Here is a 14,613-nt window from a genome sequence, read left to right as displayed (position 1 = left end):
CTGGCCGTCTGGCCGTCTGGCCGATCAATACGGTCCAAACATAACGTTAACAGGTGCCGAAGGTTCGTTGATGTAGAAAAAATCGTGGATCAGCGTCAGGACCTCGTCTTGGTTGAGTACACCATCTTGATTGACATCCAGATTCAGAAAGATAGACGAGGCATAGATTGGCAGCACATTAAATACTGACAGTAGGCCGATCCATTCCTGCTCGCTAATTTGCCCATCACCGTCCTGGTCAAAGGTGGCAAATAGCAGCGTGACCAGCGCTATCACTCGACTGGCATATTGATTGATATCATCTAGCACCTGCTCGTAATAAGTGAGCCACTCATCCAAGGTGATGCGAGCATCGCGATCGCAATCGGCAGCCTGACAAAGACACCCCCAATCCTGCTGCAGATGGGCCAGGATCTGAGTGTGATAGGACACAGTCTGCCCCTGACGTAGTGCAGACAGACGGGCCGCTAAGGCAATAAAATCCTGCTGCACTAGCACGCCGTCATTATCGGCATCGTACAGGTGAAAAAGTTTTGTCAACTTTCGAGTCTGAATATCGGTTAGCATCAGCCACCATGAGCGAACAAGCATAGGTCAGATGATCCTAGACGCTAGACACGCGTTTGTGGATTTTCCTGGATATCTTAGCGATTAGGTTTGAACAAGCATCCTAAAATTGAGTCACGGTAGTCACATCTAGTCGCCCCCTCAGGGCATGCTGATGCGGCTTCAAGTTTCCACGGTTCAGACCCCCTATGACTGCATCCAAGGCCACTACCACCGATCAACCAGACTCAAAAGACATTGGTATTCCAGAACGGTTGCTCAAGCATACGGTACGGTACACCAACTATGCAGAGGTGGAGCGTTCGGACCTGACACCGATGATGCGGCACTATGCTGAGGTGAAGGATGCCTATCCCTACGCCCTGCTGATGTATCGGGTGGGGGACTTTTTTGAAACGTTTTTTCAAGATGCGATCGCAATTGCCCGCGAACTCGAACTCGTCCTCACCAGCAAAGATGCCGGTAAAGCCATTGGCAAAGTGCCCCTGGCGGGCATCCCCCACCATGCCCTGGATCGCTACTGTGCGCTGCTGGTGGAAAAAGGATTTGCGATCGCCATTTGCGACCAGGTGGAAGACCCCGCCCAGGCCCAGGGACTGGTCAAACGAGAAGTTACCCGAGTGATCACCCCCGGCACCATCCTCGAAGAGGGGATGCTCACCGCTAAACGCAACAACTTTTTAGCCGCTTTAGTGATTGCTGATAAACACTGGGGTCTAGCCCACGCAGATGTCTCTACAGGAGAGTTTTTTACCACCCAGGGCAGTACCATCGACCAGCTGGCCCAAGAGCTGATGCGGCTGCAGCCCGCCGAGGTGTTAATCCCCACAAATGCGCCTGATTTAGGCGCACTGCTGCGCCCGGGAGAAACCTCCGACAAGCTACCAGAGGGACTGCCCACCCAGTTTTGTTATACCTTTCGGTCTCAAACCGCATTTACCCATGCCGAAGCCAAACAGCGATTGTTGCAAAGCTATCGTGTGAGATCGTTAGAAGGCTTTGGTTGTGACCAGCTACCCTTAGCGGTGCGGGCCGCTGGCGGGTTATTAAACTATCTCGAAGATACACAAAAAGAGAGTCTGGCTCCCCTACGGCCTCTCTCCACCTATACAACCACAGAATTTCTGGTCATTGACAATCAAACTCGGCGCAATCTGGAAATTACCCAAACAGTCCGGGATGGAATTTTTCACGGATCGCTGCTGTGGGCTTTGGATAAAACCACTACCGCCATGGGCAGTCGGGCTCTGCGGCGCTGGTTGCTACAGCCGTTACTCAGCATTGAAAAAATCCATGAGCGCCAAACCACCATTAGCGAACTCGTAGATAATGGCACCCTGCGACAGCAGCTGCAGCTGATCCTGAAACAGATCTATGACCTGGAGCGGCTGGCCGGGCGCGCGGGTTCAGGAACGGCTAACGGGCGCGACCTGGTGGCTATGGCTGAGTCCTTTGAAAAACTACCGGACCTGGCGGCCCTGATGGCCCATGGTCAATCGCCCTATTTGGTCAAGCTGCAGACGGTACCACAAGAGCTGGAGCAAATGGGTCAGCAGCTGCGATCGCACCTGGTCGATAGCCCCCCGCTCTATCTCACCGATGGCGGCCTCATTCGTGAGGGTGTTCACGCTCATTTGGATAGTTTGCGAGACCAGGTGAGCAGCGACCAGCGCTGGATTGCCAACTTGGAAGTCACCGAGCGGGACCGCACTGGCATTTCTAATCTAAAAGTTGGGTTTAACAAAGCCTTTGGCTACTACATCAGTATCTCGCGAGCTAAAAGCAATCAAGCACCAGACGACTACATTCGCAAACAAACCCTGACCAATGAGGAGCGCTATATCACTCCAGAACTCAAAGAGAGAGAAGCTCGTATCCTCAACGCCAAGGATGAGATTAATCAAATTGAGTACGAGATTTTTCTAGGGCTGCGCGAAGACGTCGGCAAACATGCGGAACTGATTCGTAAAGTTGCGGTGAATGTGGCGGCGGCAGATGTCCTCTGTGGTCTGGCGGAGATTGCCATCTATCAAGGCTATTGTTGTCCAAAAATGGTCAAAGGCCGCACCCTGACCATCGAAGCTGGTCGGCATCCGGTGGTTGAGCAGTCGCTGCCCGCTGGCTTTTTTGTGCCTAATTCAACGGGTCTGGGCTATGATACCGCTGAAAAAACACCCGATCTGGTGATTTTGACCGGTCCCAATGCCAGCGGCAAAAGCTGCTATCTACGCCAGGTGGGATTGATTCAACTGATGGCGCAGGTGGGCAGTTTTGTCCCGGCGCAGGGGGCCGTGTTGGGGGTTTGCGATCGCATCTTCACCCGCGTTGGCGCTGTCGATGACCTGGCCACGGGTCAATCCACCTTCATGGTAGAAATGAACGAAACCGCTAATATCCTTAACCACGCCACCCCCAAATCATTGGTGCTGCTCGACGAAATTGGTCGCGGCACCGCCACGTTTGACGGGCTTTCCATTGCCTGGGCCGTAGCCGAACATCTAGCCAGCGAGATTGGTGCCCGCACTATTTTTGCCACCCACTATCATGAACTCAATGAACTGGCATCCCTCTTAGAGAACGTAGCCAACTTTCAAGTAACGGTCAAAGAAATGCCTGATCAAATAATCTTCCTGCACCAGGTACAGCCAGGGGGGGCCGATCGCTCCTACGGCATAGAAGCAGGGCGTCTGGCCGGTCTGCCCTCTAGCGTCATCAAGCGAGCCCAGCAAGTTATGGGTCAGATTGAAAAACACAGTAAAATCGCCGTTGGCTTACGCCAAGGCAGCCGTCCGAAAAAACCATCAAAGAAACACATGGTTGCTGAAGCCGATCCTGACTCGCAGCTCAATATTTTTGGTGGGTAACCCTCTGTGTGTAACGAGAGTAGAAGGAGGCCCTACTGGTCAATCAGTTGAATTTTACCCATACTCAGCTCATCAAAAATATGATGCACCTGTTCTCGCTGGTGCGGGGTCAACTCAACAATAGATAGTAAAAAAGACGATAGTCTCACATAGTCTTTGCGCGTCAGCTTATGGGTATTCCAGACCTGCTGTAAAATAACCTCTGGTGATATTTCTGGCTTTCTGACGGCGACCATAGGACGTAATTCTCGCGTTTAACTGTGGTGGAATAACGGGTCTGTACTGCCATGATGCCGAGAGTTCAGCCATATGAGTCGCGTAATTGTGCGCAAATTACTCATCAAAAACGCGAAGTGTTTGTGAGGTGGCAGCCAATACATACTGACGTTATTCACACCGAGATCTACGTTGGCCTTTGCGCTATCCCAGGATAGATTTGCATAAATTAGACTTTTGTAGGATTTCAGACCACAGCAATACGCCTCAGCCCTAAAGACCAAGCGCCATCAATATCGTTTTACTAAAGCAGCTCAGTTCAAGCTGCCTCAGCAGGCTTTTTAAACAAAGGGGTCATCCATGCAGTAATAACGTGTGACAACAACCCCATGGGTCCTGCAAATAGGCATAACGCCAAGGAATGCCGAGTAAAAAGCTGCTTCTCCTGACCCTGTAAATAAATCCAGCGACCCACAAAAAGATCCATAACCAAAAAATGAACCCAGCCAGTGGTCATGACCTTCTCATCGGAGAACAGATCTGCCAGAACTGTCAGTGTGGGATTCGCAAACTCCTCTAGCTTGTCAGGGTCCAGGCTGGCAACAAAGCAATAGACATAGAGTACAGCTAGCACCACAAAAGGAATATAGGACGCCATGACTTTACGGGTCACCTCCCAGTTAGGCACAAGCACCATCAGCGTCCAAAACGGCAGCACAAATAAGTTGCCAAAGTTGAAAATATAGTCAAACACCATCGCCTACGCTGCCCACCTATCAGAAGATACATGAGTCATTGTAAAGCGATGGTATTGGAAATAGCGAGTCGCGCAGCATCCCTAAGCGACATCAGATAAACCAGGCTGAGACAAAGCAATCAAAGCCTCATCGCTCAGCAGCCCACCGCCGTCTTGGCCATACAGTCTGGCAACAGCCCCTGTAAACCCTGCATTAAAGTCAAGGGCCACCTCATTACCTAGAAAGTCAGTGCGCTCATCGGTATAGGAAAAGTCATGGGGCAATCGTGGTCCTCCTACTAAAGCACCGTGCAACACATACTCATTGGGAGCCGGGTCCGTAATCTTGGTTGTACCCGATGCTGCCCGGTGATGAACATTTTTGGGGAAGCTTGCACCAATGCCAGCTACATAACTTTGTTGGGCAGGGTTATCCCCCAAAATATAATCAATCTGATTACGAGAGAACGCATCATATTGCCCCCCCGCCGGGTTGACCGTATCACTGTAGACACCTGCGATAAAAGCTGTATTGGCACTGTATCTTAGAGACCCCCACTCATCGACCCAGGCAAGACCGCCATCGGTTTTCGCAATATCCCCCGATACCCAGTTGTTGAGCCAGTTCTCAACTTCGGTACGGTAAAGGGGTTTATCTGTAATTTGGGCTAATAAAACTCCAGTGCCATAGGATTTGTCATCCCAATTTTGCGTCCAGTCAACCCCTAGGTTTTGATAACTTTTCTGGGCCTTATCTAGGTAGTGTGACTCCCCGGTCGCCTTGTATAACCAAGCTGCACCCCAGGCCAGTTCGTCGGTATAACCACTCCAAGAGTTGTAGTACTCCTTAGCTTGCGAAATACTCTCGGAATATCGCCCCCGATAAGCATCAGCAAAGGCATAGAGCTGTTTGGCATTGACTAAAAGCCGATCGGCATAGACAGGGTCCGTAGCCCGAAAAGCTATAGAGGCAGCGGCCAAGGCGGCAGCTGTCTCAGCCGCTAGGTCAGATCCTGGATTTGCCGGATCAATCTTATAGGCCGGACGCTCAATAGTCTGATTTTCAGGAGAGCCCCAATACGCATGATCCAGCTTAGGATCACCGACTTGACCATAAAAGGCTTGGGTCGTTTGACCGTCACTAATGTGGGCTTTGAGGAAATAGTCAGTGGCCCACTTGATGGCATCTAAGGCTTCGTCCAGCTGACCGCTTTGGGCATAGGCATCGTAATATTCGAGCACCCCCCAGGTGAGCATGGTTGTACTGGCCGCCATCGGGAAGCCAAATTTCACATGGTCGCCAGCATCATAATAACCACCAGTCAAATCGATCCCGACATCAGCCCCGTCATTGAGGGCAGAATCCCCACGCCAAGCAATTCGATTATCGTCCGGTAATTTCCCAGAACGCTGCGCCTCATAGAATAGGAAAGACTTTTGCAACGCCTCACCATACTGAGATAAGGCTTTTTCAGAAGCTGTCGGCGCATCTACATCGGAAGGCAGCTCCTCAGGGGTATCTTTGATTGGAGGTGCCGCAGGTGGGGCTTCCACCACAGGTGGCTTGACCGGACTCTCTGCAACAGGAGAGTCCTCTATTGGGGCATCGTCTATAGGCGCTGGCTCTTCAGCAACAGGTTGTTCAATCGGAGGATTCTCCATAGGAGAGTCCTCTATTGGAGAGTCCTCTATTGGAGCATCGTCTACCGGCTTTTCAAGTGGCTCCTTAGGTTCAGGCGTATCTACTGGCTGAGGATCAGATTCAGAGACATCAGGCACAGCTGGTTTCTCTGGCACAGCCACCACTGGCTTACCTAGAGCATCGCCAACAGGATCACCATTGAAGTAATAATCGGTGGGAATATCCACCGCCCCTGCAGCTTGGAATCCCAGCGTAATTGTGTCGCCGGGCAACAGAATATTGTTCCAGTGGGCATTGCGAATCGTATAGAGATCTCCCTCCTGTTCAACCAGCTCACCATGCCAAAGGTTAAGAATATGAAACGGGGCTTCAAACTGCAGCTCCCAACTATTAGTCGGCTGAGAGCCGGTATAGGTAAAGCTGAGATTCGCAACAAACCCATGCCCCCACTGATTGTCGACCGTAAAGTCAACAGATTCAATAGCCGCCTGTGCTGGTTCAATAGACTGGTCTGGAGATGTAGAATCGAGAACGGTTTCTTCTACTGGAGTCTGAGGAATGACAGTGACTTGGTGAGGATAGGCCGTTGCATCCTGACCAACAAACCCAAACTTAGTACTCTCACCAGGATCCAAGTGCGAATTCCAGCTTGTCGCTCCTACTGTGTAGCGATTGCCAACGCGCTCAAGGATTTCTCCACCCCAAAGAGTTTCGATTTCAAAGGTGGTTTCAATAGTAATGACCCACTGCTCAAGCTGCGTGGTCCCATTATTTTCAATACTAAAGAATCCCACCAAGCCGCTTCCCCAGTCTTGGGAAGCTTCAAAGGTAGTCCGCATAATGTTATGGGTTTTCTAAAAACGGAATGTAGAAATCTAGAATGATGTGTTAGCTGAGATGGCTGTCTCAAGCTCGTCCCCTGGTTTCTTGGTAGTGCACCCAAACATATGCCTTGTTCTAAGTATAGAGCCGACTCAGTGGAATTGTGGACTGGTCATCAGGCAAAATTCCTGAGACCATATAAAATCTACGGAAAGGCCTAATTAAGCTTATAGTGGGAACATTCTTGACAGATCATCAGTCTATCGGTGTGTTTAGTGTGGCTGCAGTATAAGGATTGTAATGTTCTTATTTTGTTGTCAGATTTTATTTTTGACTCAACATCTGTCAGGCTGTTACAGCGCTCGTATCAGGTTTAGATAGATGGCAATGGATGTGGAATCGGCTCCAACCTTTAATGATTTGTTATTGAGTGAGCCGGTACTAAAGGCTTTGGAAGGTTTGGGCTACGAGAGCCCCACACCGATTCAGGCCCAGACTATTCCCCATGTATTAGCCGGTGCTGATATTATTGGCCAGGCTCAGACCGGGACTGGCAAGACAGCTGCCTTTGCATTACCGCTGCTTTCACGGGTGGATATTAGCCAGCGGTTGCCACACACACTGGTACTCACTCCCACTAGAGAACTAGCTATTCAGGTAGCTGAAGCGTTTCAAAGTTATGCATCGCACATGAAAGGCTTTCATGTGCTGCCCCTATATGGCGGACAAAGCTACAGCATTCAACTACGTAAGCTAGAGCGCTCGGTGCACATCGTCGTTGGCACCCCAGGCCGGGTGATGGACCACATGAAGCGTGGCACCCTCAACCTCAGTGAGCTCCAATGCCTGGTTCTAGATGAAGCCGATGAAATGCTGCGCATGGGCTTTATTGACGATGTGGAATGGGTTTTAGAAAAAACCCCTGATTCGCGTCAGGTGGCTCTGTTTTCAGCCACACTCCCTAAAGAAATTCGACGCATTGCTCAGCGACATCTGGATAATCCGACTGAAGTATTGATCAAGTCGAAAACCTCAACGGCGGATACCATCGGTCAACGGTATTGGATGGTCAGTGGGTACCACAAGCTGGATGCACTGACCCGCATTTTAGAAACGGAAACATTTGACGGCATGCTTGTGTTTGTCAGGACACGGCTGGCCACCGTAGAGTTAGCGGAAAAATTAGCCGCGCGAGGATACGAGACCGCCCCCCTGAGTGGAGATGTGTCGCAGATTCAGCGAGAACGGACGGTGGACCAGCTGAAGTCAGGCAAGCTGGATATTGTCGTTGCAACAGACGTTGCTGCTCGGGGTTTAGATGTGGAGCGTATTAGCCATGTGATTAATTACGACATGCCCTACGATACCGAAACCTATGTGCACCGTGTGGGTCGTACGGGACGAGCAGGACGTACGGGGGAGGCGATCTTATTTGTAGCACCTCGGGAGCGACGGTTGCTGTATGCCATTGAGCGAGCAACTAAACAAAAAATCGCAAAAATGGAAATGCCGACCACAGAGATGGTCAATAACAAGCGCATTGCCCGCTTTAAACAACAGATTACAGATACTCTCGCGGAAGAGAATTTAGAGTTTTTCAATAACCTAATGGAACAGTATGAACAGGAACATAATGTACCTGCCATTGAAATTGCTGCAGCCCTAGCCAAGCTTGTCCAGGGTGATGAACCTCTATTACTGGTCGAGCGTAAGCGTCCTCCTAAACCGGAACGCAACAACCGGAGAGAACGGCCACAGCGGCACGATCGCAAAGCCTCTCCCCCCGAGCAGGGGATGGGTCGCTACCGTATTGAGGTAGGTCACCGCCACCGGGTGAAGCCGGGCCATATTGTGGGTGCGATCGCAAATGAAAGCGGTCTTGAAAGTCGCTACATTGGCCGCATCAATATCTACGACAGCCACAGTACCGTTGACTTACCAGACGGGATGCCCAAGGAAATTCTGCGCACGCTCAAAAAGGTTTCTATTGCGGGTCAGCCGCTACGCATCACCCAAGTTGAAAAAGATTCGACCGGCAAAGGCGGTGGCAGACGCCGCCCTAAGCCCCGCGCTAAAGATAGATAGCAGTAGGTGATAAAAGCACGATTCACAAACAAGCTATCCAAACCGCTGCTGATACTCTGCTTCGGTCAGAATATTTTGAGGATCTAACACCCGATCTAGAAACACGATGCCCTGGAGGTGGTCATACTCGTGTTGAAAAATCCGAGCGACAAAGCCCTGGAGATGCTGACGATGGTGCTGACCGTAGCGGTCAAGATAGGCTACCTCAATTTCTCGATATCGCGGCACCAGTCCGCGCTGTCCAGGCACACTCAGACATCCCTCCCAGCCCTGGACCTGATCGTCACTGTGGCTTAGCAATTGAGGATTAATCATGGCCGTAGGCTCCATCTCTGGAGCCTGAGGATAGCGGGGATTGGGACGTGACGCCACAATAAACAGCTGCAGCCCCTGGGCAATTTGCGGCGCGGCGATACCGACGCCGTTCTTCGCAGCTGCAGTCGCCAATAAGTCATCAATCAGCACCTGCTGCTGGGGGTCATCAATGTGCCGGATCGGCTGGGCGTGCGATCGCAACCGCTCATCCCCTAGCTCAATAACAGAACAAATAGCCATTAGCGCCGCTGCTGAGGCAGTGCCTTAGTCTGCACATCTAAGGTCACCTGGCGCCCCCCTCGATCAACCTCGAGTGCAATCGATTCTCCCACACCGACATCTTGCACAATTTGCTGTACCTGTTCCGCCTCTGCAATCGAGCGTCCATCCATGGTCACAATCACATCGCCGACTTCCAGACCCGCCTGCATCGCTGGAGAATTGCGCATCAGGCCTAAAATCACAACGCCTTTATTCGCGTCTAATCGCACGTCATTACGTGGGTCATTGTTGATTTGCTGCCGCAGCTCGGCGGTCAGGGTGCGCATTTGAATCCCTAAATAAGCATGATCCACCCGACCTTTTTCAATCAGTTCCTGGGCTAACCGCTGCGCTGAATTGATGGGAATCGCAAACCCTAACCCCTGAGCACCGCCAATAATAGCTGTATTAATCCCAATCACCTCCCCTTGCTCATTCAGCAGAGGGCCTCCCGAATTACCAGGATTAATCGCAGCATCCGTCTGAATAAACTGGACTCGCTTATCCGGTACGCGAATCTGGGCACTGGTGCGGCCAGTGGCACTGACAATACCGGCTGTCACCGTATTGTCGAGACCGAGGGGATTACCGATGGCAATCGCCCACTCCCCTGGCCGCAGCTGCTCTGAATCCCCCAGGGTCACCGTCGGCAGATCCTGAGCTTGCACCTTAATGACAGCGACATCCGTGAGCGGATCTTCACCGACGACCTCACCCCTAAATTCACGACCGTCTTTAAGGGTCACCGTGACCGTGTCGGCCCCTTCCACAACGTGGGCATTGGTCCAGATTACGCCATCGGCCTCAACCACAAAACCAGACCCCTGACCACGCTCCACCCGCGTAGAGGGCTGCTCCCACATATCCCCAAAAAATTCTCGAAAGAAGGGATCGTTAAATGGCCCAGATCGTTGCGCTACGGTACGGGATGAATCAATACGGACAACGGCAGGACCGACCTGGTCGGCCACCGATGCGATAAAGCCACGATCCGTCAATAAACGCCCAGATCCTGATGACGGGGCCTGAGCCGTGGTCGGTACCAGTCGTGCTGTGGTGACGACAGCTGCCGTTGCACTACAGGCTGCAATAAAACCATAAAGTGCTAGTGACTTAGCAAACTTAAGGGTGGAAGAACGTAGATTTGACATCTGCTTGGCCATGAAACGTTAGAACGATATCGCGCGGAATCAGGTGGGGATTTTTGCGAAGCTGCTGCTCAATCAAGGTGCCCCCAAGATATGGGTCTTGACAGTGGTAGTCTTGACAGCGTTATACGCCTCCGGAGATGCGATCGCACAGGATAAATTAAGAGAGCTGGCGATATCCCAATACCTTATCTAACCGCCTGAAATAGACATTAGAGGTCTTAACTGTGCCAGTTCGCCTGGTCCCTTAACCCACCACATCCTTTAAAAAGGATTATATCCATAGCTTAGATTTATAGAGTGTGCATCCTAGATATGTGAGCAACAACAGGTTAGTGTATTAAAGCCCAGTAGTTTTTAACATTCTAAGCAGTTATACCTACACACCTAAACTATTTTCAACATCCATAGTAGAAACCGTGGCTTATCGTTCTGTAGCTCTGAAAAAACAGCCGCTAAGAACCCTATATTTCCTGAGTCAGGGGTCCATACCTTATTTAGCGAGTTTTAGTGAGCTACATCCTCACGTTGAAAACCCGACTAATCTTTGAGTTCACTGCTAAGAAACCTCAAAATTACTGCGTCACAGTCTGATTCAGTTTTCTGCTATGGCTACGGGGACCAATCCAATGTCTAGTTTCGCTGGATCGTTTGATAGATAGATAGCGGTCGATTATACTCAATCGACTAGCTCTTAGACCTTGCCAACAGCACATTAAAACCAACACCGTTCTTTAGAACGTGTTGACTTTTGGAGTCTTTTGCTGCATTAGGTCTAGCGCTTAGAGCCTGCCCAGGACATCGTTAAACTGCTAGGGCAGAGTGTGCTCATCTTTAGCTGGAGGGTTAGTTGTGGACAACATAGACGGTCTCTGGAATGAAGTTCTAGACAAACTTCAGGACCAACTCAGCGGCCCCACGTTTGAAACGTGGATTAAGCCAACACGGCTACAAAACCTGACCGATAGCACACTGACCATTTCTACTCCCAATCCCTTCGCCCGCAACTGGGTACAAAAACACTACATTCAAGTCATCTCTGACGTTGCCCAAGAGCTATTGGGACAGGACATTGATGTGGTTGTCACGGTTAGCGAAACGGCCAACGGCGGTGGCGCTCGCACAGGCGATACTGCTGCTTGGCCATCACCCCAGACAGCAGAGCGCCAAAGTAGTAGTAAATCCAGCACCCCCGACCTCAATCCTAAAGCTGTTTTTTCCAGGTTTGTCGTGGGTGCCAATAACCGCATGGCCCATGCTGCAGCTTTAGCCGTCGCCGAATCCCCGGGCCGAGAGTTCAATCCTCTGTTCCTATGTGGCGGCGTTGGTCTGGGTAAAACCCATCTGATGCAGTCTATCGGCCACTACCGTGTAGATATCGACACCAGTGCTCGCATTGCCTATGTGTCCACAGAGCAGTTTACCAACGATCTGATCACGGCGATTCGTCGCGACAGTATGCAGCGATTTCGTGAGCAGTATCGCGCCGTGGACATTATCCTTGTGGACGATATTCAGTTTATTGAAGGCAAGGAGTACACCCAAGAAGAATTTTTCCATACGTTTAATACGCTCCATGAGGCTGGCAAACAGATCGTTTTAGCCTCTGATCGCCCCCCCAATAAGATCCCCAGGCTCCAGGAAAGACTATGTTCAAGGTTTTCCATGGGACTGATCGCCGACATCCAACCGCCTGATTTTGAAACTCGGATGGCCATTCTGCAAAAAAAGGCAGAGTACGAAAGTGTGACGCTAAGCCGTGAGGTCACCGAGTATATTGCCTCGGGCTATACGTCCAATATTCGAGAGCTAGAAGGTGCCCTGATTCGCGCAATTGCCTATACATCGATCTCGGGTCTACCCATGACCATCGAGAATCTAAAGCCTGTGATGGATGCACCAGCAGGCAAAACCGATGCCTCCCCCAAATCAGTCATCGATCTCATCTCAGAGGTCTATGGCGTGTCCGTGGACGACCTCAAGGGCAACTCTCGTCGCCGCGAAATTAGTCAGGCTCGCCAAATTGGTATGTACCTGATGCGTCAGCATACGGACCTGAGCCTGCCAAAAATTGGTGAAGTCTTTGGCGGTAAAGATCACACTACCGTTCTCTACAGCTGTGACAAGATCGCCCAGCTGGTGAAAAAAGACTTAAATATGGCTCAAACGATGCGTGAACTTAGCGATCGCATCAGCCTCAGCAATCGCCCACATTAATCGCCTTGCTTAGACTGGCTAGTCTTTAACCATAGCTTCTCTGTGCAAGTGACATTGCACAGAGAAGCTGCATAACGGAAGGACTCCTCACTTCCGTTATGCAAAACAGTACTGCAGAACTAAATTACAATAGCGGCTACCCCCCCAGCAATATTAAGTTTGATACCAAAATTTACGAGTATTGGCTTGTGGAAAACTCTATTTTATCTGTGGAAAAATTGGGGAATGCCTGGGGAAAAGGGGATTGGCCATGGGGAAAAGATCTGACGTTCCCAAAACCTGTGGAAAACGTCCTCAAATATCCACATTTTTTCCACAAGCAAAAAAGATTGGATCGTTATACCTACCAGTCGCTCTATCACTTTTTCCACATTTTCCACAGTCCCTACTACTACTATTCTTTAAATCTAATTAAAGATAGATCTAGAGAATAGACCAAGGAAGATTACTCAAAATCAAGGCTTTCCATCCTTCTTTCAGGGTGTTACGATTGGCCAGCATTCTTGATAGCCATATGTCAGTCATGAAGTTCGTGTGCTCCCAGGGAGATCTCAACACACACCTATCAATCGTTAGCCGGGCCGTTCCTTCCAGGCCTAGTAAACCTGTGCTGGCAAATATCTTGGTCAAAGTGGATGAGGCTACTCAACGGATTATGCTCACCAGTTTTGACGAAACCTTAGGCATTCAAACCAGTTTTTCTGCCCATGTGGACTCGGGTGGCGTACTCACCGTGCCAGCTAAATTGCTCGGCGATATTGTCGCTAAGCTGCCATCTGAAGATTTAGATTTTAGTCAATCAGATACTGAGCCCGTGATTACCTTGACGTGTTCTGCGGGTAGGTATCAGGTGCGAGGGATGGATGCAGCAGACTACCCAAAGCTTCCCCTCGTCGAAGACGGTCAAATAGCGAATGTCTCTGCCGAATCTATTTTAGAAGGGTTGAAGGGGGCTTTATTTGCGACTAGTTCCGATGAAACAAAGCAAGTTTTAACCGGTGTGCATTTGGTGGCAGAACCCGAAATGCTGGAGTTTGCGGCTACCGATGGCCATCGCTTAGCCGTAGTCAAAAGCGTTGATGATTCTGGTATGGAGCTGACCATTGACGTCACCGTGCCAGGAAAAGCGCTGCGGGAACTGGAGCGAATTTTACAGGCATACCAAGGGACAGAGCCCATTACTCTTCGCTTTAACCATACCCAAGTTGTATTCGAGCTAGGACATCAGACCATTACAACCCGACTGCTTGAAGGGCAATACCCTAACTATCGTCAGCTGATTCCCCGACAGTTTGAGCGTCAATTAACGCTAGATCGTAAACAGCTGATGGCAGCCCTCGAACGTATTGGTGTCTTGGCCGATCAGCGTAACAATATTGTTAAACTTTCCATCCTTAGTGGTGAACAGGCCATTGCGCTGTCGGTTGAAGCACAGGAAGTTGGCAGCGGACGAGAAGAAATGACGGCTCAAGTCACGGGTGACGATCTTGATATTGCCTTTAATGTGCGTTACCTCCTCGAAGGTCTGCGTGCCTTGCCCAGTAGTGAAGTTCAATTGCAGTGCAATTCACCCACCAGTCCGGCCATTCTCACTCCTGTCAGCGGGTTGCAAATGACCTATCTCGTCATGCCTGTACAAATTCGCAGTTAAGCTAATTGAAAAAGTTCAAAAAAAGTTTATCAAAGGTACTTGAATACGGACAATATTCAGGGCATGCTGGTAACGGCCTAAAATGATAG

At 50.3% G+C, this 14,613-nt stretch carries 11 protein-coding genes; 5 read left to right on the top strand and 6 right to left on the bottom strand.

The annotated features are described in order from the left end of the window. Positions 1-24: 24 nt before the first annotated feature. On the bottom strand, positions 25-591 hold the full coding sequence (locus IQ260_RS01020; RefSeq protein WP_193989998.1) for an EF-hand domain-containing protein: 567 nt from the start codon (positions 589-591) through the stop codon (positions 25-27). A 164-nt stretch (positions 592-755) separates the two neighbouring features. Here IQ260_RS01020 and mutS point away from each other — a divergent pair, with 164 nt between their 5' ends. Next, the gene (gene mutS, locus IQ260_RS01015; RefSeq protein WP_193989996.1) at positions 756-3,431 is read left to right on the top strand and encodes a DNA mismatch repair protein MutS; all 2,676 of its coding nucleotides are present in this window, start codon (positions 756-758) and stop codon (positions 3,429-3,431) included. Between the two features lie 32 nt (positions 3,432-3,463). On the opposite strand, the gene IQ260_RS01010 is transcribed toward mutS, so the two are convergent. The 3 genes from IQ260_RS01010 to IQ260_RS01000 form a co-directional block, all read right to left on the bottom strand. After that, a complete protein-coding gene (locus IQ260_RS01010; protein ID WP_193989994.1) occupies positions 3,464-3,667 on the bottom strand; it encodes a hypothetical protein in 204 nt (67 codons plus the stop codon). Between the two features lie 299 nt (positions 3,668-3,966). Further along, complete coding sequence (locus IQ260_RS01005) at positions 3,967-4,404, bottom strand: ABA4-like family protein (protein ID WP_193989992.1); 438 nt, start codon at positions 4,402-4,404, stop codon at positions 3,967-3,969. Between the two features lie 81 nt (positions 4,405-4,485). Further along, a complete protein-coding gene (locus IQ260_RS01000; RefSeq protein WP_193989990.1) occupies positions 4,486-6,864 on the bottom strand; it encodes a glycoside hydrolase family 9 protein in 2,379 nt (792 codons plus the stop codon). 370 nt (positions 6,865-7,234) lie between these two features. Here IQ260_RS01000 and IQ260_RS00995 point away from each other — a divergent pair, with 370 nt between their 5' ends. Further along, complete coding sequence (locus IQ260_RS00995) at positions 7,235-8,932, top strand: DEAD/DEAH box helicase (protein WP_193990042.1); 1,698 nt, start codon at positions 7,235-7,237, stop codon at positions 8,930-8,932. 33 nt (positions 8,933-8,965) lie between these two features. On the opposite strand, the gene def is transcribed toward IQ260_RS00995, so the two are convergent. After that, positions 8,966-9,487 carry a peptide deformylase gene (def, locus tag IQ260_RS00990; RefSeq protein WP_193989988.1) on the bottom strand — a complete coding sequence of 174 codons (522 nt, stop codon included), beginning with the start codon at positions 9,485-9,487 and terminating at the stop codon, positions 8,966-8,968. Continuing rightward, positions 9,487-10,659: an HhoA/HhoB/HtrA family serine endopeptidase gene (locus IQ260_RS00985; RefSeq protein ID WP_228015331.1), complete on the bottom strand. Its 1,173-nt coding sequence runs from the start codon at positions 10,657-10,659 to the stop codon at positions 9,487-9,489. The genes def and IQ260_RS00985 overlap by 1 nt, the downstream gene beginning before the upstream one ends. Before the next feature lie 849 nt (positions 10,660-11,508). Between IQ260_RS00985 and dnaA the strand changes: the two genes are divergently transcribed. The 3 genes from dnaA (at position 11,509) to dnaN (ending at position 14,524) form a co-directional block, all read left to right on the top strand. After that, positions 11,509-12,873 (top strand): chromosomal replication initiator protein DnaA, encoded by a 1,365-nt coding sequence (dnaA, locus tag IQ260_RS00980; protein ID WP_193989984.1) that lies wholly within the window; start codon positions 11,509-11,511, stop codon positions 12,871-12,873. A gap of 98 nt (positions 12,874-12,971) precedes the next feature. After that, positions 12,972-13,307, top strand: coding sequence for a hypothetical protein (locus IQ260_RS00975; protein ID WP_193989982.1), 336 nt, complete (start codon positions 12,972-12,974; stop codon positions 13,305-13,307). An 80-nt stretch (positions 13,308-13,387) separates the two neighbouring features. After that, positions 13,388-14,524: a DNA polymerase III subunit beta gene (gene dnaN / locus IQ260_RS00970; protein ID WP_322744866.1), complete on the top strand. Its 1,137-nt coding sequence runs from the start codon at positions 13,388-13,390 to the stop codon at positions 14,522-14,524. The last annotated feature ends 89 nt before the right edge of the window (positions 14,525-14,613 follow it).

This window comes from Leptolyngbya cf. ectocarpi LEGE 11479 (genome assembly GCF_015207065.1).
GTDB classification, from domain to species: Bacteria; Cyanobacteriota; Cyanobacteriia; order Phormidesmidales; family Phormidesmidaceae; genus Leptothoe; species Leptothoe ectocarpi.
This window is presented reverse-complemented; position numbering and strand designations above follow the sequence as displayed.